Origin of the sequence: Nonlabens xiamenensis (genome assembly GCF_003865345.1) — a bacterium.
Lineage (GTDB): Bacteria > Bacteroidota > Bacteroidia > Flavobacteriales > Flavobacteriaceae > Nonlabens > Nonlabens xiamenensis.
In genome coordinates this window covers 62,739-88,454 of sequence record NZ_RMVE01000001.1, presented here as the reverse complement: position 1 = coordinate 88,454, position 25,716 = coordinate 62,739, and the positions used below count along the sequence as shown (strand labels likewise).

Sequence of the window (25,716 nt, the reverse complement as noted above, 5' to 3'; positions counted from 1 at the left end):
TAATTGTATTGGGAAGCAAGAACAAACTCAAGCGATTTAACGAAAACGAAACATTCAAAAATGTCATTCAGCCTACCAGGGAAGAAATGACCAGCAACTTCAAGTACAAGGGCCAATGGAACGAATTTTTTGGCAATGACAACCCCATTACCCTGGAGCTTGGATGCGGGAAAGGTGAATATACAGTGGCATTGGCCCGTAAATATCCTGACCGCAATTTTATTGGAATAGATATCAAGGGAGCTAGATTTTGGAGAGGTGCCAAAACTGCTCTTCAAGAGGAGCTGGATAATGTAGCTTTCCTACGTACTCAGATTGAGTTGGTGGATCACGCTTTCGCGAAAGCGGAAGTCAATGAGATATGGATCACATTTCCAGACCCTCAAATAAAGTACAAGCGTACCAAGCATCGCATGACCAACCCTGAATTTCTGGCCAGATATAAGCACATTCTTGTTCCTGATGGTGTGATGCACCTGAAAACAGATTCAGAATTCATGCATGGGTATACTTTAGGATTATTGCAAGCCAGAGAGGACGATATTTTATATTCCCATCACGATATCTATAGCAACACAGAAGCGCCAGAAGAAGTAGTGGGCACCCAAACTTTTTATGAGCAGCAATATCTGGAAAAGGGAAAAGCCATCACTTACATTAAATTTACCCTGCGCTGATGTCCTCATTGTTCCATTTGATTTTTGGTCTAATTGTAGGTTTTGTGGGGGTGATACCGCCTGGATTACTCAATTTGACAGCTGCCAAAATCAGTGTGAACCAAAGTAGACGTTCTGCGATCATTTTTGCGGCGGGAGCCTCAACTGTAGTGATCGCTCAGGTGTATGTAGGGGTTTTCTTTTCAAAGCTTTTGACCCAGAACCAAGAGATTTTGATCATGGTGGAACGTTTTGCCATCGCAGCATTTATTGGTTTAGCTATATTCTTCTTTATTCGGGCAAGATTGGATTCTGGTAGTCCAGAGGTCAAGGATATTACTAGTTCCGATGCAAAACTTTATGCCCAAGGTATTATTCTTTCTGTGCTGAATATATTTCCTATACCATTCTACATAGGGTTTAGCTCATTTCTCGCGGGAAAAGGCCTGTTTGTTTTTGAATATCCAACCGCACATATGTTTATCATTGGTGCGGCTTCTGGGACTTTTATCATGTTATTGGCCTATATTAAATATGTGAAAAAATTCGGTTTTGACAGCCATACTTTTGCGCGTAAAATCAACTATTTATTGGCAGGTTTACTGTTGTCCATCGCCATTTTTACCTTGATAAGAATTTATTGATGGACAAGCGCGTAGATTTTTTCCAGCTTGTGTATGATGTAGTGTGTCAGATTCCTCAAGGCAGGGTAACAAGCTATGGAGCCATCGCCAAATACCTAGGCACACCAAAAAGCAGCAGGGCAGTAGGATATGCCATGAACGCTTCTCACAGTCGTCCAGATGTTCCAGCCCATCGCGTGGTCAACCGTAATGGGTTGCTGACGGGTAAGCATCATTTTCCTGGTACCCATCTGATGCAACAACTTTTGGAGAGTGAAGGCATAGAAGTAGTGGATGATCAGGTGCAGAATTTTAAAGAAATCTACTGGGAACCTAATGTAGAGCTTTAATCATCGCTATTCATTCAATGAGTTTTCTAGCGTATAGAATCACTATCATATTCAGTGATAGCTCATCACTAACGCTGGAATTTCAACAGAAAACAACATGATTTGTTGCGCATTCAACCCGAGCTAATCGGTTCACCGCTTCAGAGAAATTGGAAATGAGGTTGAAGTAATTATAGATAGAAGATATAACCTACATTAAACCACCAGATCCAGTCGTTGGCTCGATTGTTTACATTACGCGGACTCAATCCGTCCACGTAGTTGTCATCAACATAATAATGCCATTTAGAGGAAATCAGGATATCGCTCAAAGGACTTACTTTATATCGCACACCTAAGTCACCAATAATAGCGATAGCACTTCCTTGAGAGGTGTCAATACGGTCAATAAAGGTGCGAAAAGTGGTCACTGGATTATTCAGCGGTCCAAGACTACTGGTTGCTTCTGGGCGATAGTTAACATAATGTGCTCCAACACCTATGTAAGGAGCCCATTTAGGGTAGCCACTTTGGAAATCGCGAATACTTAAAGGATACCACTCAATGTGTGCACCAGCTTCAAAAACCTTGGCCTTACCTTGCATGGATCTTAATTGAAGTCCACCTACAGAAGGTTTCTCAGCTTCTGGACCTAAATGATTCAGGGTAGTGACATGATAACCTATTTCACTGCGTATTTTAAAGTGATCATTCCAATAAGTATCTCGTGAATAGCAATCACAGTCAGCGCGGTAGGCAAAATTGATGTAATGGATTAATCCTACACCAATTCCGACATTTCCTTTATTGGTATCAAAATCGTAACGTTCCCCATAGTCACTTTGAAAGGCAACGGGTCCAGTGATAATACCCAATTCATGGGAGAAGCCCAGTTGAGCTGTACTCAATGCGTTGACAGACATTGCAAGCATTAAGGCGATAAGGGATTTGTGCATTAGAGTCATTCTCAAAAGACTTTGTGGTCGCGACAAATATAGCAAAATGTAGTTCATGGGAGTAAAATCCTTATAATTATAGGTCTAGGAATAGACAAACTGCACCAATTGGTTAACGTCAAGGCGGATGGGAATATTGGTTTAGGCTAAAATATTCGTAAAAAAAAACGCGCTTATCTGAGGAATCTTATATTTGCAAGGCTAACGAAAACGTTTTCTTAAAAGAAAATTTATATTATAATGGAAAAAAATATTCAGGATTTTATTGATCTCGTTGAACAAAGAAATCCTAACGAGCCAGAATTTATTCAAGCAGTTACCGAAGTAGCGGAAGCTGTAATCCCATTTATCAAGGAAAATCCTAAATACGGTTCTGATAAATTGTTGGAGCGTATGGCTGAGCCTGAGCGTGTCACTATGTTTCGCGTGCCTTGGACTGATGATAATAATGAGGTCCAGGTCAATCGCGGATACCGCATACAAATGAATAGTGCTATCGGTCCCTATAAAGGTGGTTTGAGATTTCACCCATCGGTCAATTTGAGTATTCTTAAGTTCTTGGCATTTGAACAGGTATTCAAGAACAGCTTGACTACCCTGCCTATGGGTGGTGGTAAAGGTGGTTCTGACTTTAATCCTAAAGGAAAATCTGATCGTGAAGTCATGCGTTTTTGCCAATCATTTATGGTTGAATTACAAAGAGTCATTGGCGCCGATACAGATGTACCTGCTGGTGATATCGGAGTCGGGGCTAGAGAAATTGGATATTTATTCGGCTACTATAAAAAATTGCGGAATGAATTTACTGGCATACTCACTGGTAAAGGTAAATCCTATGGTGGTTCCTTGATTCGTCCAGAAGCTACTGGTTATGGTAATGTGTATTTTGCGCAGAACATGCTGAAAACAAAGGGTGAAGATATCAAAGGTAAAACTGTAGTTATTTCTGGATCTGGTAATGTTGCCCAGTATGCAGCTGAAAAGATTATTCAACTGGGCGGGAAGGTATTGACTATGTCTGACTCTGGAGGATATATCCACGATAAAGAAGGTATCGATGGTGAAAAACTAGCCTTTATCATGGATCTGAAAAATAATAAGAGAGGAAGGATTCATGAATATCTCGATCAATACAAAGATGCCACATACCACGAAGGTGAGCGTCCATGGTCCGTGGATTGTGATATTGCCTTGCCTTGTGCTACTCAGAATGAATTAAATGGCGAGGAAGCCAAAACATTGGTTGAAAATGGTTGTATATGTGTAGGGGAAGGTGCCAATATGCCTTGTACGCCAGAAGCCATTGAGGTATTTCATAAACACAAGATTCTATTTTCTCCTGGAAAGGCTTCTAATGCTGGTGGCGTTGCAACCTCTGGTTTGGAAATGTCCCAAAACTCTATGAGGTACAGTTGGACAGCCGAAGAAGTGGATAATAAACTTCACGGCATCATGAATGATATCCATGAGGCTTGTGTACAATACGGAAAACAAGATGACGGATACGTAGATTATGTCAAGGGAGCCAATATTGCTGGCTTTGTCAAGGTTGCAGATGCAATGCTTGCCCAAGGTATAGTGTAATCATAAACATTCGTATTATTAAAACCCCTGTATATTTCACAGGGGTTTTTTAATGCCCTTAAATAAAGGTATTTTTGTAGCTAGCATCATATTTATACTGCCCAAGCGTTATCCCCTTATGAGATATTTGTTCCTGTTGTTATTACTTTCTTCCCACTGTTTGGTCAAAGCCCAAGATTTTTCGGATTCTTGGACGGGATTGTTTTCTTTCAACAATATTGTAGATATTGATGAGTCGAGCTCTACCATTTATGCAGCCAGTCAAAATGCAATATTTCTATACGACCTGGGTACGCGTAGTTTTGAAACACTGACGACGGTTAATGGGCTTAGTGGTGACGATATCAGCCAAATTCACTATAGCGAATCCACCGGATTACTAGTGATCGGTTATGTGAATGGACTTATACAGATTGTTTCGCCAGATGATGAGGTAACTTCCGTTGTGGCTATCAAAGACAAACAAACGATTCCGCCAGACCGTAAACGTATAAACGAATTCAAAGAAAGTGGAGATCTGATTTATATCGCAACAGATTTTGGTATTGCTATTTATGACTTGTCGAGGCTAGAATTTGATGATACTTATTTTATTGGGGATAACGCCAGCCAACTGCGTATTGCCAGTCTGGAGATCGATGGTGGGTTTTTATATGCCGCTACACTGGATGGTTCGGGAGGGATGAGAAGGGCGCCGATCAATAATCCGTTTTTGATCGATTTTGCCAACTGGCAACAAATCAACAACGATACCTGGAATGAGGTTTTTCAATTTGACGACAGATTATTGGCAACCACCGTAGGAAGGTTTTTTTCAGAATTTAATGGCAGCCAGTTTGCCGGTACTGGTATTCGTTTTCCCAGGACGGTTCGAGATGCATCTTCCAGTGATGGCCGACTTGTCATCACCATGGATAATCAGGTGATTGTTCTGGATTCCAATCTGCAGCAAAGTTTGGTAATCACAGACATTGATGGTCAGAGTTATACCTATACCGCTGGATTGTTACGCGATGATCGATTGTATCTGGGCACAACGGACTCTGGTGTATTGGAAGTAAATATCAACGATTTGACAGATGTCAACCAAATTAATGCCGATGGTCCGACACGCAATCGTGTTTTTTCAGTGTCCAGTGCTCCAGGAGAGTTATGGGTAGGATACGGCGATTATAATGTTTTTTATAATCCATTTCCTCTTGAAAGTTTTGGCATCAGTCATTTTGTAGAGGAAGAGGGATGGGAAAATTTTGGATTTGATGAAGTCCTTGGAATAAGAAGTATCGGGAATATCACTATCAATCCAGCCGATCCAGCACAGTTGTTTCTTAATTCTTTGAACGATGGCATGGTCGAATTTGTGGATGACACCGCTACTACGCTTTTTGATAACACTAATAGTACATTTGTTCCAACAGATGACAACGGGCGAATATTTTTTAGGATTCCCGACAGTGAATTTGACCAAGAAGGTAATTTATGGGTGTTACAGAGTTTTACAGGGGAATCTTTACACAGGAGATCTACCAGTGGACAATGGACCTCATTTGACTTGGAAAATGACTTGTCGGATATAGCCACTAGTGGTACAAAAATGGTGATCACCCGATCAGGAAATATTATTTACGGAACCACATTTATCGGACTTATAGGTTATGACACTTCCAATGATCGAGCAGTAAGTTTTAAGGAACAAAACAACTTGGTCAACAATTACATAGGTGCGCTACGTATTGACCTCAATGGACAACTGTGGATTGGATCTAATTTAGGTTTGAGAGTTTTATTTAGCGCTGAATCTATTTTCCAAGAAAACCCACCCGATGCCAGAGCCATTATTATTGAAGATACCAATGGTATTGCCAGAGAACTTCTTGCAGATGTAGCCGTTTTGGATATCGAAGTGGACGGTAATAATAATAAATGGGTTGCAACAAGTGGCTCTGGTGCCTTTCTTTTTTCCCCTTCTGGACGGGAAACCATTTTTCAATTTACAACAAATAACTCACCCTTACCTACCAATACAGTCAACGATATTGCCATCGATGAAGAGACCGGCAAAGTATATTTTGCAACGGACAAAGGCCTGGTAGCCTTTCAAGGTCAGCGCTCCAGCAAACCTCAGGAAGACTTGGAAATGGTGAGGGCGTTTCCCAATCCCGTACGGCCGGGCTTCGATGGAAATGTCACGATTGATGGACTCACGGATCGCGCAAGGGTAAAAATCACTGACATTGAAGGAAATCTGGTATACGAGGCAATTTCTCAAGGAGGAAGCATTCCATGGGACACACGCAGTTTTTCAGGAAATAAAGTAGCATCTGGAGTCTATCTGCTGCTGATCTCAACAGATGATTTTATTGAGACCAAGGTCGCCAAACTTATGATCATCAGATAATGCTCGTCAGGACACCCGCTATTGTCTTATCCACCATAAAATATGCCGAAGCTGACCTGATCGCTAGGCTCTACACTCGCGAACTCGGCGCTCAGTCGTATATCTTGAAAGGCATCCGTAAATCGCGTAAGGGGAAATTGCGTTCCGCTTTTTTTCAGCCGCTGGTGCAGCTCGAGATGGAGACCCAACACAGGGGAAAAGGCCAATTAGAATACATCAAGGAAGCACGTGTACATTCACCTTACCAACAAATCCCTATGGATATGGTAAAAAGTAGTATTGCACTATTCTTTTCTGAGGTGCTTTCTCAAATCCTTACCGAACTACAGCCCGATCCAGATCTGTTTGACTATCTCTCAACGGTCTTCCAATATCTGGACCAGGCAGATCAGGTGGCCAACTTTTCCATTAAAGTGCTGGTGGACATCACTGCGTTTTTAGGTTTTCATCCAGATGTAGAGTCCAGCGACAAAACCTATTTTAATCTATTGGACGGAAAATTTGATCAAAATGGTCTCCAACCGCACCATCTTTCAGAGCAAGAAAGTAGGCTTTTAAAACAGTTCATCGGCACGAAATTTGATGTAATTGAACAGATCAAAATGAACAGAGAAATGCGTACCCGTATGCTGGGTCTGGTGATCGACTATTTTCAGGTACATTTGCAAATCTTTAAAAAACCCAATTCTTTATCCATTCTCAAACAGCTTTTCGACGCGTGAAATATTTACTATCACTGATTTTGATTGGTTTTGGCTTACTTTCATCGGCGCAGACAGCCGTGGTGAAGCATGCAGATACAAATGAAGTACTGCCTTCTGTGATTGTGTATAATAAAGATAAGAGTGTAAGTGCCATTACGGATTTTGAAGGAAGGGTAGATCTCTCTGGTTTTGACGAGGAAGAAAAAATTTACTTCCAAAGCATGGCATTTAAAACCTACGTGCTTACTAAAAGATCTATCGATGACAGTCTCGTCATCGTCTATCTACAACCCAGTTCTGAACGTATCAATCCCATAGTGATCTCTGCCTCAAAATTTGAACAACGTAAACAGGACATACCCCAAAAAATCATTTCGACCAAGAGAAAGGAAATCCTGCGTAACAATCCGCAAACTAGTGCCGATTTGTTGCAGCAATCTGGACAGGTTTATATTCAGAAATCCCAACAAGGTGGCGGTAGTCCTTTAATCAGGGGTTTTTCTACTAACCGACTCTTGATTACTGTTGATGGTGTGCGTATGAATAACGCAATATTCAGGGGTGGAAACCTCCAAAACGTAATTTCAATTGATCCACTGAGCGTCGAACGAACGGAGGTAATATTGGGGCCTGGCAGTGTAGTTTATGGAAGTGATGCTATAGGTGGAGTGATGAATTTTTATACACTTCAACCGAAATTTGAAGCTGACAGTACTTCGTTTGCCGGTAACGCTCTGATCAGATATGCGACTGCCAATGAAGAGAATACGGCCCATCTAGATTTCAGTTATAGTTCAAAGAAATTTGCTACCGCTACCAGTCTAAGTATTAATTCTTTTGGCGATTTAACCATGGGTAGTCATGGGCCTGATGAATATCTACGACCGCAATTTGTTGATCGTCGTGATGGGGAAGATGTATTGATAGACAATCCAGATCCAAAACGGCAGGTGCCCACGGCCTATGATCAATATAATCTTCTACAAAAATTCAGATATCGGCCTAATCTAAGGTGGGAGTTTGATTTGGGGATTATTTATTCAGCTACCAGCGACTTTTCACGATATGATGCATTGACCCGCTTTCGCGAAAGCGGAAACCCCAGAGAAGCTCAGTGGTACTACGGTCCGCAGAAATGGCTTTTGACCCATCTGAAAGCTACCCATCGAGGCAACGGAAGATGGTACGATAAAGCCGTGTTTACACAAGCTTATCAGCGATTTACAGAAAGTAGAAACAACCGGTCATTTATGGACAGCGAACTCTTCCAAAATAAGGAGCAGGTTGATGTAATATCGAGTTCGCTGGATTTTGAACGTCGCAATAGGGAGAACAATGTGCTATTTTATGGGGCAGAATTTCTTCATAATCGGGTAGACTCCCGGGGAAGTGTATTTGATATAGAGACAGAACAACGTGCTCCCGCTGCCTCCAGATATCCAGATGGTGCTTCCTGGCGTTCTCTGGCGGGCTATGCAAGCTATCAATGGCGAGTGCTGAACAATTTGACCCTACAATCCGGTTTGCGATACAATCATATCTGGATTGATGCTCAATTTAATGATGGTTTTTTTGATTTCCCCTTTGATGAAGCTACAGTCAATACGGGAGCCTTAACAGGGGCATTTGGCGCTACCTATAGACCAGAACCGGGTTGGGAATTTAGGGCCAATCTCAGCACGGCTTTCAGAGCACCCAATATTGACGACATTGGTAAAATATTTGATCCTGCACCTGAGACAGTGGTTGTACCCAATCCAGATTTGGAATCTGAGTATTCCTATAATACGGAAATAGGCATCAAGAAAAGATTCAATGATAAGCTGAGTGTTGAGGTAGCCGGGTATCATACTTATTTGAAAGATGCACTTGTCTTACGTGACTTTGAATTGAATGGGCAGGATATGATTCAGTACCAAGGGGAGATTAGCCAGGTTCAAGCCATTCAGAATGGGGAAGAGGCGCGTATTTACGGTATTGAGCTTGCTATGCGATACGAATTAACTGATCAGTTGGAAATATACGGGCATTATACCCATCTGGACGGCACTCAGGAAGAGGCTGATGGATCAGAGGTAGCGGTTAGACACGTGGCGCCAGATTTTGGCGATGCACATGTAGTATACAAAGGCCAGCGATTTAAGTTGGATGCCTTTACCGTATTTAATGGTCAGTTTGATTTTGACGAATTGGCGCCCAGCCAACAGTCCAGGCCCTATCTATATGCGTTGGACGCTGATGGCAATCCTTTTTCTCCAAGATGGTATACCCTCAATCTCAGGTCTCAATATAGTTTTTCAGATCACCTAAGCGCCGTAGCCACTTTGGAAAATATCACAGACCAGCGATATCGTACTTACTCATCCGGAATCGCTGCGGCTGGTAGAAATCTGATTCTGGCGTTGAACTATTCTTTTTAGACCTTTCGATGTCTTTACAAGTACAACTTAAAGATCAACATTTTATACTTCACCCTACTGGCGCATGTTATTGGGAGGAGCAGGATGTGGTTTTACTCGCAGACGTACATCTTGGTAAGAGCGGGCATTTTAGAAAACACGGTATGGCAGTGCCGGCACAGGCAGATGATCGGGAATACGATAAGCTCAATGAGGTCATTTCGTTTTTTCAACCTTCTAGGCTTTGGTTTTTGGGGGATTTGTTTCATTCTTACCGCAACGCCGAGTGGCATTTTTTTGAACAATGGGTGCGCTCACAGCCCATCGATCTGGCCCTGGTAATGGGTAATCACGATGTGATCTCCCGAGCAGAATTTGAGCGTCTGGGCGTTAAAACCTACGAGTCTCTGCGGATGGGAAAATTTGTGTTAACCCATCATCCCATGGATTTGGAAGGTCATTTTAATATTGCTGGTCACGTTCATCCTGCCGTGCGTTTAAAAGGCATGGGGCTCCAACGCCTTAAACTCCCCTGTTTTTTTTGCACAGAACACAATATGATACTACCCGCTTTTGGCGATTTTACGGGAACCTATACAATGAGTCCCAAAAAAGGAGACCGCATCTTTGCTATTGCAGATCGGGAAGTTGTGGAATTATCCTAAAATACCTTTTTGTTTTTTATAAAAGGCATCTGCCTGTTGCTGCATCAGCTCCCTGGCGACCTTTTTCTTATAATCATATAGCGCATCTTCCTCGGCAATATCGGCATAGACACGGTTATTGACTTCTTTATCGGTTTGCAATAATACTTTCTGTTGTTGTGCCTGTTGTGCTACCCAAGTGGAAACAACACCCAACTGTTCCTCCAATTTATAGTCATAAGCTCCTTTAGGCGCCAATAATTTGGCGATGATGGGAGAAGTCTCGATAGCCAGGAAAAGCAGAAATATAAAAAATGAGGTGAGGAACGGCAGCTGATTGAGTGCAGTAATCCGTGCCATCAGTCCGTCAAAATTATCTATGACTGGTTGGTTGGCCGCCAGTTGCTGTTTCTCAGTTTGGGCAAGGTCGGACATTTGGGTTTCTAAGGCCGCTATTTTTTCAGCATTGCTGATTTTTAATGCATTGAGCTCGGCTAGTGCTGTATCGTGCTTCTCTCGTTTTTCTGCATATACTGGACCTTTGCCTAGTCTTTTGGTGCCAGAAGTTCCTTCAGCTTCGGCAATGTAAGTGTCATATAATTGATTGACTTCGGCCTCCTTAAAGGCTATTTCAGACTTTAGATCTTGTATCGCTTTCGCGAAAGCGGACTCTTCCACAGCATATAAGGCGGCAACCTGTTCCTGATTTTCCAAGGTCATCGCATTTTTCTCCTCCAACAAAACTTGATCAATCTCCTTTTCAAATATTTTGAGTTCGAGTGGCTTAGAAATGACAACTGCGATGATGATGGCCAGCAAAATACGCGGCGTAGCCTGCCAGATTTCATTGATCTTCTTTTCGTCTTTTTTTAAGGTAGAAACGATATAGCGGTCCAGATTAAAAATGAGCAACCCCCAAACAAAACCAAAAAAGCCTGCGATCCAATAATTGTCAAAAACGGTGAAAAGTGCATAACTCGCGGCAAAAAATGCCATCAAGGCAGTGAAAAATACAGTTGCACCAATACCGGCGTATTTGTTGCGTTCACCAGCACTGCACTGATCCAAAAGGTCAGCGTCGGCACCGCTACAGAAAATGAAAAAGGATTGCATAAGTATGGATTTAAATGGCTGAACACTAATAACGTATGAATTGGAGAATTGTTACACCATCTGAGCGAACTAAATTGTAGTTTTCGTTCTTGAAGATCCATGGTTGGGACGAAAAGAAGAAAATTTCCGTAAAGTCGAACTCGAATAGATCAAATTCCTATTTCCATGTAGGCCAGAAAATCGTTCAGCCTCGCTTATTTGCCATCTAAGTTTTTCAGTTCCACGATTGATTCATTTTCTTTCTTTTCAATCATCCAGCTAGGATAGAACTCGTATGCATTAACATCTACGTGGCAAGCCTGTGGGTCCTGCCTGGATATTTTTAGTGTTGACAGATAAGGTGCCTACACGGTTGACGTACCTAAAATGAGAATTATAAACCGGTTGATGGGACAGCAATTGGAGCAAGGTTTTGTGAGATACGCTCTTGCCATCAAGTAAATATTCATAGTTGTCTTGATGTAATTTGATCAAACGTGCTGGGTCATCAATATTAATGTGACTGTCGGAAGAGCTAGGATACTGTGCCATTTGATCAGGTTCGGCATTCAGATCATTGCTGGAGAAATTGATTTTGATGGCATTTTTACCCGTAGCATCTCGACTAATCTCCACTCCGTTTTGTCCTTTATCCTCAATGATTTTGATGGCTTCTGTGGCCTGCACTTTTTTACCATTGATATAATAATTAAGCTCTTCTCGGTGTGCGTTGATATAGTCAATGGCCGACATGGGCGGTGGTGGCGGTGGTAGATCTTCTTTTGACTTTGCAGGTGGTGGAGGGGGAGGAAGGTCTTCCATTGCAGGCGCTGGTGGCGGTGGCGGCGGAATTTCACCTGGCTTCAATTCGCCAGCATCTAATCTGCCTAAATAAGGCCAAGGTTCTGCATCTGCTCGCTGTTGTTCTGTCATGGAGTAGAAGATCGTCTGCATGTAGGAAGTGTCATCTTTGAAAACGATCAGCATATCGTTTTCATCCATGTATTCCTTATGTTTGATCGCTAGTCTATTATAGTCGGCGATATGACTTGCGTTTAAATCCGGTATGATTTCGATTACTTCAATAGTCTCCTTTTCTTCTACGGACAATGGAGCTGGCATAGGTTCTTCTACAATCTCTTGAATTTCTTCAAACTGGACTTCTTCCTTGCCGCAGCTGTAAATTAAAAGCGCAGTTATTGGAAGAAGGATGAAGCCTCTAAGTAGGCCATTGGGGTAGGATGTTTTTGTTTTCATGATGTTGAATCTTTTTTTAATTATGGGAAAATGAAAGGTGTTGGACAGGTTTTTTTCGTAGTTACAGGTAGCGTGTCGAAGTATAAGCTCTTGGTATTCATGGGTAGGCATACCTTGTTGAAGCACCGCCCGATCAGCCAAAAACTCGTGATTGAGTTTGATACTGTATTTGATCAAGTACATCAACGGATTGAACCACAAGAAAACAGTTATTAGTTCGATCAGTAATATATCCAGACTGTGTTTTTGATCCAAGTGTGCTTTTTCGTGTTCTAAAATAATACTGGGATAGCCTGGGTCTTCATAATCCTTTTTGGCCACAAAAATGCGATTGATAAAGGAGTGAGGCACCGTAAATCTAGCCTTAAGAACAAGGCGATATTGAGCAAAATAAGTGACCAGATCTTCCTCTTCGATCCGAAATGATCTGACATTGCGTACAAACCGCCAGGCCATCAATATCCATCCAAGGATATAAACCCCCAATGCGAGATACCACCAGTTAAAAGCTGATAGTTGTTGTACTGAAGAATCTTCAACGGGTGTGGCCACATAGTCAGACATTACTACTTCAACGATGGGAATAGTTTGAGTACTGACCACGATAGTAGGGATCAGAAAGGAAAGCATTAAACTTCCTAAAAGGTACCATCGTTTCATGGAGTGCCATGAGCTATCTTCCAATAACAATCGGTAGGTAAGCCAAAAAACAAACAGGCAAATCGAACTATTGATCACATATTCCATCATGACTTCGAACTTTTGATTTGGTCGTCAATGATGTCCCTCAACTCTTTTAATTGTTGCTGGGAAAGATTGGTTTCCTTAGTAAAAAATGAGGCGAATTGACTGGCGCTGTCGTTAAAAAAATTCTTGATTAGGCCATTCACTTGTTGTGCAAAATAAGCCTCCTTTTCTATGAGTGGATAATATTGCCGGCTGCGTCCGTGGGTCGTGTAGCCTATCACACCTTTATCGGTCATGCGCTTGAGGAGCGTGGCTACGGTAGTGGTTGCTGGAACGGGTTCAGGGTAGGCATATAACAGATCTTTCATATAAGCCTTTTTAAGCCTCCACAAATGATTCATCAGTTCTTCCTCAGATTTTGACAGCTTCATCTCTACAAAATTAGAATTAACTCTACAAACGTAGAAATAAAATTTTAATTCTACAAGTGTAGAGTATTTTTTGTAGTGCGAATTTGTTCGACCATCTTCCCTAAAGCACCTTTAGCTTAGAAGTGGGTGGAAGTCCACGTGGCGAAGTTTATTCAGATCCCTTGAGCTAAAAGCCCAGTTAGCATTTATTTTTTCAAGTCGGTAAAATGCTTGTAGAAATGCGGGATGGTCTCAATACCTTTAAGATAATTCCATACCCCAAAGTGTTCGTTGGGAGAATGAATCGCATCGCTATCAAGACCAAAGCCCATAAGAATCGACTTGCTCTGAAGTTCCTTTTCAAATAATGCGACGATGGGGATGGACCCTCCACTACGTTGCGGAATAGGTGTTTTACCAAAAGTATCTTCGTAGGCTTTGCTCGCTGCCTGGTAGCCTAAACTATCTATAGGCGTAACATAAGCAGTTCCACCGTGATGGGGCTTGACCAAGACTTTTACGCTAGGCGGTGCTAGTTGCTCAAAGTGTTCTTTAAATAACTTTGTAATTTCATGCCAGTCCTGATCGGGAACCAATCGCATGGAAATTTTGGCGTAAGCCTTACTCGCTATCACAGTTTTAGCACCTTCACCTGTATAGCCTCCCCAGATACCATTGACATCAAGGGTAGGACGTATGCTGTTGCGCTCATTGGTGGTATAACCTTTCTCACCGTGTTCCTGAGCGATGTCTAATTTTTTATTGTACTCCTCTTGAGAAAAAGGAGCTTTTGCCATTTCTGCTCGTTCTTCTTGGCTGAGTTCGTCCACTTTATCGTAAAAACCAGGAATAGTGATATGGTTGTTTTCATCGTGCAGCTGCGCGATCATATCGCAAAGGATGTTGATGGGATTGGCTACGGCTCCACCATACAATCCCGAGTGCAAATCACGGTTAGGGCCAGTGACCTCCACCTCGACATAGCTCAAACCGCGCAGGCCAGTAGTAATACTGGGTGTTTCCTTAGCAATCATACCTGTGTCAGAGATCAGGATGACATCATTGGCCAATTTTTCCCGGTTTTTGGTCAGGAACCATTCCAGCGATTCGCTACCAACCTCTTCTTCTCCTTCGATCATAAATTTGATGTTGCAAGGTAGCTGGTTGTTGGCGGTCATATATTCCAGCGCCTTGACATGCATATACATCTGACCTTTGTCATCGCAAGCACCACGGGCAAAAATAGCCCCATCAGGATGAATCTCTGTACTTTTGATGACCGGTTCAAAAGGAGGGCTGTCCCAAAGTTCTACTGGATCAGGTGGTTGAACATCATAATGTCCGTAAACCAACACAGTAGGTAGAGTTGGATCCACTATTTTTTCTCCATAAACTATTGGATAGCCTGGCGTCTCGCAGATCTCGACCTGATCACAGCCCGCATCTTTCAAGGCTTTCTCGACCGCTTCACTGGTTCTAAGCACGTCTTCCTTATAGGCTGGGTCAGCGCTGATGGAGGGTATTTTGAGCAATTCAATTAGCTCTTTAATAAATCTTTCTTGGTGCTGATCTACGTAGGATCTGGTGTTCATAAAGAAGGGTTTGTGGTAAAGATAAGCAAGCGGTTATTTTATTTAAACAAAGTGTTTGTAAAATTGGAAAAGTATGTATATTTGCCGTCCCAAATAAGGGATATCAGTCATGCGGATGTGGTGGAACTGGTAGACACGCTAGACTTAGGATCTAGTGCCGCAAGGTGTGCAGGTTCGATTCCTGTCATCCGCACCAAAGGAAAGAGACAAGCTGTATGTTCGTCTCTTTTTTTGTGGAATACGATCAATGACAGGAAGAGAAGTTTACCCTGAGCAACAGACGAAGGGATTCCTGTCATCCGCACTAAAGGAAAGAGACAAGCTGTATGTTCGTCTCTTTTTTTGTGAAATAAGATCAATGACAGGAAGAGAAGTTGACCCTGAGCAGTAGACGAAGGGATTCCTGTCATCCGTACTTTATCTAGAAAGCCGCTGCCACAGCGGCTTTTGTTGTTTTTGCACATTTTAAAAAACAGGACTTAAATCAAAGTGAGTATCAACGCGAGTATTATTATAAAATTACTTTGGCAAAGAAAAACTACGAACAACCCAAATTTTTTGTACCTAAAACCTTAGTAAATGGTAAAAAGGTACCTACAATAGCATCTGGGAAAAGATGGTATGTTTACTTTAGATACAATGGTAAGCTTTACAAATTTTATAAGGGCCTCAATAAATTCTCACCTATTTCTGAAAGACGCACAATGGGTATTGCCCTTAAAGAGGTATATACTGCAATGTTGAATAATGGATGGTCGCCAGAGAAGGATTCTATAAATAAATCTGAACATGTTTTCGTTCCAACCTTAGAGAAAGCTCTTTTAAGTGCATTAAGCTATGAAAAGAATAATCTTAAAGAGAGTACCTATGGTCAGTATCAGACTGCTTATAATAGGTTTATGGAATGGTGTAAAGACCATTTCTTTGCAGGAGTCAAGGTAAATCAATTTAAACGTAAACAGTTTCCTCAATATTTAAATTATTTAAGCGATCAAGGTAACAATCCCACAAGTATTAATAATAACAAGAGAGCTATAAGTGCACTGTTTAGTAAACTGGTTGCAGATTTTGTGATTGAAGTGAATCCTATAGCTGGAATTGTTACTAAATCTAGTAAGCCATTAAAAAATAGACCATTTACGGTAAAGCAGTTTAATGCTATAATTGAAAAGTGTAATGAAGTAGATCTGTATTTAATTCACTTTATTAAGTTCATGATCTATGCCATGTTGCGTCCACGAGAGGTTATCCGCCTTAAAAAATCATCAATTAAAGATGATTTGATTTTTGTAGATACAAAAAAGGGGATGGCAACTATAAGCATTATTGACAAGTTAAAACCATTGGTTAACAAACTAGTTAATGAATCAAAACTAGATGAAGATAACCTATTGAGTTATCAAAATAAACCAATGCATTGGACGGCAAGTGAAAAAGCTAAAACAAATGTCTTTACTCGCAGATTTAAGAAAATTAAAGATCAATTAGGGCTGGATGCAACCTATGGTTTATACCGTTTTAGACACACTGCGATTTATCATTTATATCAATCTTATTTAAAGGAAGGTTTATCACATTCTGAAATAGTAAATAAGCTTTTACCAATTACAAGACATAAGAGCGAGAAAGAATTAACGTCTTATTTACGAGAGGTAGGTGCAATGTTGCCGCCAGATTACAGTGAGCGTTTTACATTTAATTTGTAATACTTTATATCTAACCATAGGTTTTGTATTAACTAAGTAAAGTCAACAAAAAAACTGGTGGTTATCTAATTGATTTATGTCTAAAAGCGTTGACTGTCAATCAAATAGTAATTGTGCTTACAGGAATCACCTATGGCTAACCGCTGGTTGTAACTGAAGACTTACCTTTTTTCACACAGTGCATAAATAACAAAATGTTTCTCAAAGGGGCTAGCCCCTTTGAGAAAATCGTCTAATAATTCGTTTGGGCTTTTCCTTCCTAACGATTCATGAGGGTGATTTTCGTTATAATCTTCCCTGAACGCCTCTGATTGAGCCCTAGCTTCTTCTAAGTTTCTGAACAGGTAAGCGTCTAGTACATCCTCTCTATATGTTTTATTGAATCGTTCTACATATCCGTTCTGCGATGGTTTTCCAGGCTGGATATACTTGATGTGGATGGACTCACTTTCACAGAATTGAACAAATAGTCGAGATAGAAACTCAGGGCCGTTGTCTACTCGTATCTCTAAAGGTTTACCATATATTTCTATCGCTTGTTTTAAGTGTGCTACCACACGAATGGATGGCATTGAAAACTCGGATGTCGTGCATAACGCTTGTCGGTTATAATCATCTATAATATTCAATACCCTGAACCGTCGTCCCGTGGTTAAGCTATCGGACATAAAATCCATACTCCATACTTCTCTAGGTTGCGCTGGTTGTTCCAAAGGTGTTTTAATACGAGCAGGAAGTCTTTTACGGCTCTTCCTGCGTAATGTCAATCCCAGTAATCTATAAATCCTCAACACTCGTTTTCTGTTCCATATAAAGCCCTGTTTGCGTATGCGGTGATAGTAGTAGTCAAATCCTCGATTGGGCTTGATCTCGCTCATCTCTATGAGCTTGTCTATAACCTCACTGTCGTCCTTGATAGACTTGTAATGCCACATAGACCGACTCAAACTAACAATAGCACAAGATCTCTGAATACTAAGATCTTCCTCTTCTACAATCGTTTGAGCAAGCTCTTTGCGCTCACAGGGCTTTAGAGCTTTTTTTCGATAATATCTTTAAGAACCCTGTGATCTAAACTCAAATCCGCATACATCTGCTTTAATCGTCGATTTTCTTCTTGTAAAGACTTAAGCTCTTTAAGTTGCTGAGCATCCATACCCGCGTACTTACGCTTCCAACTATAAAATGTAGCTGTGGTTATGCCTTTGTCTCGACAAATGTCCGTGACCTTCATTCCTGAATCGTACTGTTGAAGCATAGATACTATCTGTGCCTCGTTAAATCTGCTTTTCTTCATAATTTAAAATTAATTGATTTTTAAACTGTATGAAAAACAGGGAAGCCTTCAAAAACAGGGAAGCCTTCAAAAACAGGGAAGCCTTCAAAATTAACTGAAAACGAGAAAAAGATAACCGAAACACAAACACTTTCAGTTTGGCAAACGCAAGAAAAATTAGCAGAAGCACTAAAGACAGTTAAATCTAAAATACTAATAGAAAGTCCTTGGGTAAAACGTGCTACTTTAAAATATATAAATAGTATTGAAAAAGCATTACTAAGATGTGTAGAAGTTATCATATTGTATGGAATTGAAAGTAATGATGAACATCATTACGGAACAATTGAAAAACTGCGAAATCTAAAAAGCAAATACCAAAAGAATTTCCATTTAATGCATTTACCAACTCATTTTGAAGAACAAGGAAACTATAAAATGACGGGAACACACAGGAAGCTGATTATAAAAGACAATGATTATTATATCCAAGGTAGTTTTAATTTCCTATCATTTAACAAAGAAAAAGGACAAAAAATAGCGAATGAAGAAAGTATTTTGATTCCAAAGAAAGTGGACTTGAAGTGGGAACACGTTCTTAATTCTTATAATATAAATTTATAACCTACAAAGACTTGAAGAATTACGTGAACCTAAAAGAAACGCAGGTTTGATAAAGTTACGATTTGCTTGATGTTTCTTGTTAGAGATTTTATAAGGTCAAAAGTTAATTATATAAAAATAGATAATTAATAACTATTAGTATTGCATACGAAAAGTGTAAAAAGAACTCTCTAAACACTAGCGTGAGTTAGCAGCTATTTACCACGAAATTTTGGTAAGTACTTTACTTGAGATTTGTAAACGAATTTATTAGTTATTTGGATTTTAGAAAAATTGAAGTAATAATACCCATTCAAGGGTATTCCTGTAAAGTAAGGATTTTGTTACTTTTGTAGTCAACCAAATCATCAGTTATGAAATTCAAAATTAGCCATTTATTAATTTTATTCAGTTTTCAACTAGCGTTTTCACAATATCCTAGCATCAAAGAAAAAGGTTTCCGAAATTACGAGTATAGTTTTCAAACTCAAAAACAGTCTGGACTACCTGATTTTGCTATCGATTCAACAAATACGTGGAAAGTTAAAAAGCTAGAGTTTGACAAATTTTTAAAGGATAAGATTTATTCAAATGTCACTTCAAGCGTAATAGTAAGTAAAACATCAACTGAGTTTAAAACTGATTCCACAGCAATTACACCTAGTTTCAATTGGGATCCAGAAAAGGAAAAGCTATACCGATTAATCAAAAATGAAGTCCAAATAGCAATAGACGGAGAGCACGTGGTCATCGGATCTACGAATTTTGAGAATATGGAGCTTGATGAATTTCTAAATGAAAATTTAATTGTTGGAGAACTACCAGCTGTAAAAGAAAATTTATTCATATTTTCTAATAAAATCAAACAATTGGATCGTGAAATAAATGAGAAAGAAACCGCTGTAGTTGCTTTAGAAAATTCAAATAGGAATTTCGAGGCGCAACGTCTTAAAGCATATGTAGCAAGTCTTAAAAAGGATAGGGATGAATTAGAAGGAAAATTTACTGAAGCCAAGGAGGATAATTACAATGAATTTTTTATTGGTTTGAATGATGAGCCAATAAGCAGGTGGATGCAAAGAATTTATTCAAAAGAAAATGAAAGAATATATCTAGCAAATGAAGCTACCTTGCAATTCAATAATGAAGGTTCAATTGTCGATACGGAGTTGGCAACTGCTTTCATGGGCCCATTAAAGCTGAATTTTGGAACTGTAATTAGCAATCAAAATGAATCCAACGCGGAAACCCAAGACACCACAATGGATTTAAAAGCTAATCAAGAAAGCATACAGAGGCTTATTACAGGAGGAGGAAATACATATTTGAGTGCAGAGCTTCCTATAGGATATTTTAGTACTAATAGATTCACATTTTATACATATTTAGGACTGCGAGGATCTCTGGAAATTAGCGAGTTTTCTGATGATGTTGATACAACAAGTGGTATGTATTCAGGAACAGGGAATGTTTTTGCTAGTCTTACGAGCGACAATAAAGAATTCAATTTTTACATACATATTCGATATGGGTTATATGGAGGTTCCAACGAATTTCGCACCAACCTAGCAGTAGATGAAGACTATTTTGATTTTGGAACCATATCATCTGGTGTTACCATAAGTAACTCTATCCGAATAGCTTTTACTTTTAAACCATTTAGTTCGCAGGACTCGCTGTCAGACGGTAAAACTTTAATAGGAATACAATTTTTGCCAAATTTCCTAAAAATATAGTTAGAGTAATCGTTATTCCATGAACCTAATCATCACCACCAAAGAAGAGCTTCAAGAACTAATAGAAACTTCCGTTAGAAAAGGAATCGAAGCCTATTTTTAAGAAAAGGAGTTAGAAAAATCAAAGGAAACTTATACAACTATCCAGAAAGCTGCCAAGAGATTAAAGGTGTCAACTCAAACCGTACGCAGCTATATAAAACGTGGCATAATTAAAGCTCGCAAAGTTGGAAATAGAAAATTAATTGAAACGGCTTCTATCGATAATGCTTTGTCCGAAGTGAAATCATTAAAATATAAAAGATAACTCCACATTAAATTGAGGGAATCCGTAAGAAAGATCTATGTTTTTAATTAGCTTGTTGCCTTGAAAATATGATCTTAATTGACCTGATTACATAACCAACCATATGCTCCATAAAATAAGTAAAAACAAAGATGTCATTCTTATAAATACCTTATTCCTTACTTTAGGAATAGGACTTTATTACTGGTCTGACAGAATTGAGGTTTTTGCAGCAACCATTGCAACAGGTATTTCACTTTCCATTGCTTTCATGCAGTCTAAGATTCAAGATGATAGAATGTTTCAAGAATTGTTTACTGACTTTAATAAAAAGTATGATACTGAGTTTAGAAATCAATTAGATGACATAGTAGAAAAACATGAGAATAATACTGTGAAAATTTCTGACGATGATGAGGAATTAATTATTAGATACTTCAATCTCTGTGCAGAAGAATATTTATGGAGGCGTAAATATCGAATACCTGATGAAGTTTGGAAAGCATGGGAAAACGGAATGGTCTATTATTTTAATGTACCTATTATCAATTCTATTCTGATCAAGCAAAAGGGACAATTTGATTCCTATTACGGCTTATTTACTCATTTGAAAAACAAGGTTGATAATCTTTGATCATAAGATCAATAAACCACCACAATAAAAGAAACTAAAAAACCTAATGACCCACAAAAAACTAACCCTATCTTGGCTAGAAGGCTTCCTGATGGATGCCTGCGATATATTAAGAGGTAATATGGATGCCTCAGAGTTTAAAGAATACATTTTTGGAATGTTATTCTTAAAACGATTGAGCGATAAGTTTGAAGAAGATCGCGCTGCACGATTAAAGGAACTACAAACCAAAGGTTTACCAGAAGCTAAAATAAAAGAAGCACTAGAACGTGCAAACGCATACCAGTATTACGTACCAGCTCGCGCACGATGGAACTATAAGACCACTAACGAGAACGGTCAAGAAATTAATGATGGTATCCTACACCTTAAAAAAGACGTAGGTGATCATTTAAATAAAGCGCTGGAAGCACTTGAAGAAGAAAACCCAGATAAGCTCTCTGGTGTACTTACTAATGTGAACTTTAACCGCACCATAGGTAAGAACAAAAACGCATTAAGTGATGAAAAGCTCATCGAGTTCATCACGCATTTTGATAAGGTAACACTTACTGATAAACGATTTGAATTCCCGGATCTTTTAGGTACGGCTTATGAATACTTAATCAAATATTTTGCAGATAGCGCTGGTAAAAAAGGTGGTGAGTTTTACACTCCTAACGAGGTAGTTAAACTACTGGTTAACCTGCTAGAACCTGGAGAAGAATCTTCTATCTATGATCCTACTTGTGGATCTGGTGGTATGTTGATCGAGAATAAGAATTATGTGCAGGCACGTTATGGCGATGCCTCGCGATTAAGTTTTGCTGGTCAGGAATTAAGTGGTACCACATGGTCCTTGTGTAAAATGAACATGCTGTTTCATGATATTTTTGATGCAGAGATCCTACAAGGTGATACGATAGCAAACCCTTTGCATGTAGAGAATGGAGAGCTAAAACGCTTTGACATCGTGATAGCAAATCCACCATTTTCGGCAAATTATAGCGACATTAAAAACTATCGCGATCGCTTTCATCACTGGATGCCTAAAAAGAAAAAGGCAGACTTCATGTTTGTCCAGCACATGGTTTCTGTTCTAAAAGATAATGGTCGTATGGCGGTCGTGATGCCCCATGGTGTACTTTTTCGCGGAAGCGAAGAAAAAAACATGAGAGCATGGCTCGTAGATCGTGGTTATCTAGAAGCCGTAGTAGGGTTGCCATCGGGACTGTTTTACGGTACAGGTATTCCTGCCTCTGTATTGATCATTAACAAAAAAGGAGCGGCACAACGCGATAATGTCTTGTTTATAAATGCAGACCGTGAATATAAAGAAGGCAAAAACCAGAACAAACTACGTCCAGAGGACATCGCAAAGATCAGTTACATCTATAAAAGCAAAGAAGAGCTAGATGGTTACTCGCGATTGATTACTAAAGAAGGCTTAGAAAAAGAAGATTATAATTTCAACATACGCAGGTATGTAGATAACAGCCCACCAGCACAACCGCAAGATGTAAATGCACACTTGCACGGAGGTATTCCTACGGTAGAGGTAGATGAGCTACAGTCCTACTGGGATAACTACCTACATTTAAGAACGGCCCTACTTCATAAATCACCTAAAGAAGGTTATGATGCTTTTACAGATGCGGTAAGCTCAAAAGAAGATCTTAAGAACCTAGTGTTGAACCATGATGATGTCATTCTTAAAAGAGAACAATACACCGCAGGCGTTAACGACTGGTGGACGGCAAATGTGCCTAAACTAGAAGCACTGCCTGTGCAGCAAAATGTCTTTGAACTGTATCGTGACTTCTCGCACAGCATTGCGAGTAATTTTAGCGCGCTGGGTATTCTCGATCTACATAAAAGTAGAGGCGCTTTTGCTACCTATTGGAACAGTCTCGAGACCGATTTAAAGTCCATTGCTGCCAGTGGCTGGAATGCAGACTTGATCCCTGCAGATGATATTCTACAATCACAGTTTCCAGACGTTCTGGAAGAACTAGCAAATAACGAGGCTAGACGTGACGAGCTGGACACCATGTTTAACGAAGTCAATGAGCTGGAAGAAGACGCCTTTGATGAAGAGGAATATGAGGTATTCCCTAAAGAAGTACTCAAAGAATTAAAAGCCAGTATTAAAGAGTACAACACCAGCATACGCCAGCATAAGAAAGAGATAAAAGATCTAGGCATACGTATCAAGGCACATGAGAAAGATGGGAGCAGTGATGATGTGGTCATTCCGCTTTCGCGAAAGCGTAACCAATACCAGCTTCAATTAAAACAAACAGAAACCCAAGCCGCACAACTCAACCAGCGACTGGCACGACACAATGAATTAACTGCCGAACTCAAAACCTGCAAGGCGACCATCACTGAGATCAAAGCCAAAAAGGAAGACCTGGTAGAAAAAGCACGAGAAAAAATCACGCCAGAAGAAGCCAAAGATTTAATACTTACACGTTTTAAAGCCACCTTGCACGATACCGTAATGGATTATGTAAACCGCTATGAACGCGCTTTAATTACCGAGTTAGAATCACGCTATACCAAATATCAAAACACCCTAGTCAGCATTCTAGACCGTAGAACCAAAGCCGCTAACCAATTGAATAACTTTTTAACGGAATTGGGATATGAAGGATAATTGGAAAGATTATTTTCTTACTGATATTGCGGACTTCCATAATGGAATGGCGTTTAAACCCATTCACTGGAAAAAAGAAGGAGTTCCAATAATTAGAATCGAACAAATAACTAGACCTGAAACTGCTAATTGGGATTTTTATCAAGGTAATTTTGCTAAGAAAAATGAAATTAATACTGGTGATGTAATTTTTTCTTGGAGTGCAACTTTGAAAGTAGTCGTATGGAAAGGAGGAAAGGCGGTCTTAAATCAACATCTGTTTAAAGTAGATGAAAAGAAAGGATTTGATAGGTACTACGTTGCTTATCTAATTGACTTTAATTTGAGCAAACTAGCTGATGAGTCTCAAGGCTCAACAATGAAGCATGTCACAAGGAAAAGTCTCGAAAAGTTCAAAGTTAATCTTCCACCACTACCACAACAAAAAAAGATTGCCCAGATCCTATCTACGGTAGATGAAGTCATAGAACAAACCGAGACCGCCATTGCCAAATATGAGGCCATTAAACAAGGTTTAATGCACGATCTATTCACACGCGGTATCGACATCTACACAGGCAAACTGCGCCCATCACCACAAGACGCACCAGAGTTGTATAAAGAAAGTGCTTTGGGATTGATCCCTAGGGAATGGGAATTAGAAACTTTAGAAAATATTACTAGCTATGTAGATTATAGAGGGAAAACACCACCAAAATCTGATAAAGGAATTTTCTTAGTTACAGCTAAAAATATAAAGTTTGGATATATAGATTATGAAATCTCTAAAGAATACATTCTTCATTCATCTTACAAAGCAACAATGTCTAGGGGAATACCAGAAAAAGGTGATGTGTTAATAACAACAGAAGCACCTTTAGGTAATATTGCTCAAATTGATATTGAAGGCTTGGCTCTAGCACAGCGAGTAATTAAATACAGATGTCTTGAGAATGAAATGTTGAATGATTTTTTAAAACACTCTATGATGTCTGAATATTTCCAAAAGGAATTAGAAGCAGAATCAACTGGAAGCACTGTAAAAGGTATAAAAGGAAGTAGACTACATCAATTGCAGGTTTTGAAGCCTCAAATCGATGAGCAAAATAGAATTATTCAAACCATAAAACCTATTGAATCAAAAATCCAAACCGAGCAACAGACTTTAGGGAAATACCAGCAACTCAAAGCAGGATTGATGCAGGATTTGTTGACTGGTAGGGTTGGGGTTGTTGTGGATGAAGAAGATTAATTTAAAAAACAAATATGAAAACTACACATAATCAAGCCTACGATTTTATGGGTAAACTAGCAGTGGCATTGCAGTCTCAGAACATTCAAATTAGTTTTGACTCTTTAAAAGCTATTCTTAAAGAAAAAGGTATGCCGTATTCAGAAGATAGTAATTTAGGTATAGGCAGGTCTGTGTCTTCTGCTTACAAAGCATGGGAAAAAATAGATAACTCAGTGCATCACGCTATTGCAGTAAGTTTTACATCACGAGATGGAAGTCATGCATGGGAGTAG

At 39.7% G+C, this 25,716-nt stretch carries 24 protein-coding genes and 1 tRNA gene; 17 read left to right on the top strand and 8 right to left on the bottom strand.

The features are described from left to right. Positions 1 to 8 precede the first annotated feature (8 nt). From trmB to EGM47_RS00450, 3 genes are read left to right on the top strand one after another with little or no spacing between them, the layout of a single operon-like run. Positions 9 to 677, top strand: coding sequence for a tRNA (guanosine(46)-N7)-methyltransferase TrmB (gene trmB / locus EGM47_RS00460; protein WP_124978808.1), 669 nt, complete (start codon positions 9 to 11; stop codon positions 675 to 677). Further along, positions 677 to 1,300, top strand: a complete 624-nt coding sequence (locus tag EGM47_RS00455; protein WP_124978807.1) for a LysE family translocator — start codon at positions 677 to 679, stop codon at positions 1,298 to 1,300. Before trmB ends, EGM47_RS00455 begins: the two co-directional genes overlap by 1 nt. Beyond that, positions 1,300 to 1,629, top strand: coding sequence for an MGMT family protein (locus EGM47_RS00450; RefSeq protein ID WP_124978806.1), 330 nt, complete (start codon positions 1,300 to 1,302; stop codon positions 1,627 to 1,629). The genes EGM47_RS00455 and EGM47_RS00450 overlap by 1 nt, the downstream gene beginning before the upstream one ends. A gap of 170 nt (positions 1,630 to 1,799) precedes the next feature. Here EGM47_RS00450 and EGM47_RS00445 read toward each other — a convergent pair whose 3' ends face one another. Further along, on the bottom strand, positions 1,800 to 2,573 hold the full coding sequence (locus tag EGM47_RS00445) for a THC0290_0291 family protein (protein ID WP_240642038.1): 774 nt from the start codon (positions 2,571 to 2,573) through the stop codon (positions 1,800 to 1,802). Positions 2,574 to 2,804: 231 nt separating this feature from the next. On the opposite strand from EGM47_RS00445, the gene gdhA reads away from it, so the two are divergent. The 5 genes from gdhA (at position 2,805) to pdeM (ending at position 10,314) form a co-directional block, all read left to right on the top strand. Then, on the top strand, positions 2,805 to 4,148 hold the full coding sequence (gdhA, locus tag EGM47_RS00440) for an NADP-specific glutamate dehydrogenase (RefSeq protein WP_124978804.1): 1,344 nt from the start codon (positions 2,805 to 2,807) through the stop codon (positions 4,146 to 4,148). 118 nt (positions 4,149 to 4,266) lie between these two features. Then, positions 4,267 to 6,546, top strand: coding sequence for a type IX secretion system anionic LPS delivery protein PorZ (gene porZ / locus EGM47_RS00435; protein ID WP_124978803.1), 2,280 nt, complete (start codon positions 4,267 to 4,269; stop codon positions 6,544 to 6,546). Beyond that, the gene (gene recO / locus EGM47_RS00430) at positions 6,546 to 7,268 is read left to right on the top strand and encodes a DNA repair protein RecO (RefSeq protein WP_124978802.1); all 723 of its coding nucleotides are present in this window, start codon (positions 6,546 to 6,548) and stop codon (positions 7,266 to 7,268) included. Before porZ ends, recO begins: the two co-directional genes overlap by 1 nt. Continuing rightward, positions 7,265 to 9,670, top strand: a complete 2,406-nt coding sequence (locus tag EGM47_RS00425; protein WP_124978801.1) for a TonB-dependent receptor plug domain-containing protein — start codon at positions 7,265 to 7,267, stop codon at positions 9,668 to 9,670. Before recO ends, EGM47_RS00425 begins: the two co-directional genes overlap by 4 nt. Before the next feature lie 8 nt (positions 9,671 to 9,678). Further along, positions 9,679 to 10,314 (top strand): ligase-associated DNA damage response endonuclease PdeM, encoded by a 636-nt coding sequence (gene pdeM, locus EGM47_RS00420; protein ID WP_124978800.1) that lies wholly within the window; start codon positions 9,679 to 9,681, stop codon positions 10,312 to 10,314. Here the strand turns inward: pdeM and EGM47_RS00415 are convergent. The 4 genes from EGM47_RS00415 to EGM47_RS00400 all read right to left on the bottom strand — a co-directional run bounded on the left by EGM47_RS00415 (position 10,306) and on the right by EGM47_RS00400 (position 15,331). Further along, on the bottom strand, positions 10,306 to 11,406 hold the full coding sequence (locus EGM47_RS00415; protein WP_124978799.1) for a DUF4407 domain-containing protein: 1,101 nt from the start codon (positions 11,404 to 11,406) through the stop codon (positions 10,306 to 10,308). The two genes, pdeM and EGM47_RS00415, sit on opposite strands and share 9 nt — an antisense overlap. 279 nt (positions 11,407 to 11,685) lie before the next feature. Beyond that, entirely contained in the window at positions 11,686 to 13,392 is a 1,707-nt protein-coding gene (locus EGM47_RS00410; protein ID WP_124978798.1) for a M56 family metallopeptidase, read from the bottom strand. After that, positions 13,389 to 13,760: a BlaI/MecI/CopY family transcriptional regulator gene (locus EGM47_RS00405; RefSeq protein WP_124978797.1), complete on the bottom strand. Its 372-nt coding sequence runs from the start codon at positions 13,758 to 13,760 to the stop codon at positions 13,389 to 13,391. Before EGM47_RS00405 ends, EGM47_RS00410 begins: the two co-directional genes overlap by 4 nt. Positions 13,761 to 13,945: 185 nt before the next feature. Further along, the gene (locus EGM47_RS00400; RefSeq protein WP_124978796.1) at positions 13,946 to 15,331 is read right to left on the bottom strand and encodes a dipeptidase; all 1,386 of its coding nucleotides are present in this window, start codon (positions 15,329 to 15,331) and stop codon (positions 13,946 to 13,948) included. A 111-nt stretch (positions 15,332 to 15,442) separates the two neighbouring features. Between EGM47_RS00400 and EGM47_RS00395 the strand changes: the two genes are divergently transcribed. Together EGM47_RS00395 and EGM47_RS00390 are read left to right on the top strand one after the other, a co-directional pair. Continuing rightward, positions 15,443 to 15,527, top strand: a tRNA-Leu gene (locus tag EGM47_RS00395). Between the two features lie 328 nt (positions 15,528 to 15,855). After that, positions 15,856 to 17,037, top strand: coding sequence for a tyrosine-type recombinase/integrase (locus EGM47_RS00390; RefSeq protein ID WP_124978795.1), 1,182 nt, complete (start codon positions 15,856 to 15,858; stop codon positions 17,035 to 17,037). Positions 17,038 to 17,198: 161 nt separating this feature from the next. Here EGM47_RS00390 and EGM47_RS00385 read toward each other — a convergent pair whose 3' ends face one another. The 3 genes from EGM47_RS00385 to EGM47_RS16465 are packed head-to-tail and all read right to left on the bottom strand — an operon-like array spanning position 17,199 to position 18,615. Continuing rightward, positions 17,199 to 18,035 carry an IS3 family transposase gene (locus EGM47_RS00385; protein WP_124978794.1) on the bottom strand — a complete coding sequence of 279 codons (837 nt, stop codon included), beginning with the start codon at positions 18,033 to 18,035 and terminating at the stop codon, positions 17,199 to 17,201. Between the two features lie 32 nt (positions 18,036 to 18,067). Next, entirely contained in the window at positions 18,068 to 18,334 is a 267-nt protein-coding gene (locus tag EGM47_RS00380; RefSeq protein WP_124978793.1) for a transposase, read from the bottom strand. A gap of 20 nt (positions 18,335 to 18,354) precedes the next feature. Next, on the bottom strand, positions 18,355 to 18,615 hold the full coding sequence (locus EGM47_RS16465; RefSeq protein WP_206052087.1) for a hypothetical protein: 261 nt from the start codon (positions 18,613 to 18,615) through the stop codon (positions 18,355 to 18,357). A 1-nt stretch (position 18,616) separates the two neighbouring features. Here EGM47_RS16465 and EGM47_RS16460 point away from each other — a divergent pair, with 1 nt between their 5' ends. The 7 genes from EGM47_RS16460 (at position 18,617) to EGM47_RS00345 (ending at position 25,716) form a co-directional block, all read left to right on the top strand. Further along, on the top strand, positions 18,617 to 18,937 hold the full coding sequence (locus EGM47_RS16460) for a phospholipase D-like domain-containing protein (RefSeq protein ID WP_206052086.1): 321 nt from the start codon (positions 18,617 to 18,619) through the stop codon (positions 18,935 to 18,937). A 353-nt stretch (positions 18,938 to 19,290) separates the two neighbouring features. Beyond that, entirely contained in the window at positions 19,291 to 20,652 is a 1,362-nt protein-coding gene (locus EGM47_RS00370) for a hypothetical protein (RefSeq protein WP_124978792.1), read from the top strand. Positions 20,653 to 20,794: 142 nt separating this feature from the next. Further along, positions 20,795 to 20,959, top strand: coding sequence for a helix-turn-helix domain-containing protein (locus tag EGM47_RS16615; RefSeq protein WP_124979635.1), 165 nt, complete (start codon positions 20,795 to 20,797; stop codon positions 20,957 to 20,959). 103 nt (positions 20,960 to 21,062) lie between these two features. Next, on the top strand, positions 21,063 to 21,572 hold the full coding sequence (locus tag EGM47_RS00360) for a hypothetical protein (protein WP_124978791.1): 510 nt from the start codon (positions 21,063 to 21,065) through the stop codon (positions 21,570 to 21,572). Positions 21,573 to 21,618: 46 nt separating this feature from the next. Beyond that, entirely contained in the window at positions 21,619 to 24,210 is a 2,592-nt protein-coding gene (locus EGM47_RS00355) for a type I restriction-modification system subunit M (RefSeq protein WP_240642037.1), read from the top strand. Further along, on the top strand, positions 24,200 to 25,441 hold the full coding sequence (locus EGM47_RS00350) for a restriction endonuclease subunit S (RefSeq protein WP_124978790.1): 1,242 nt from the start codon (positions 24,200 to 24,202) through the stop codon (positions 25,439 to 25,441). The genes EGM47_RS00355 and EGM47_RS00350 overlap by 11 nt, the downstream gene beginning before the upstream one ends. 14 nt (positions 25,442 to 25,455) lie before the next feature. Continuing rightward, entirely contained in the window at positions 25,456 to 25,716 is a 261-nt protein-coding gene (locus tag EGM47_RS00345) for a VOC family protein (protein ID WP_124978789.1), read from the top strand.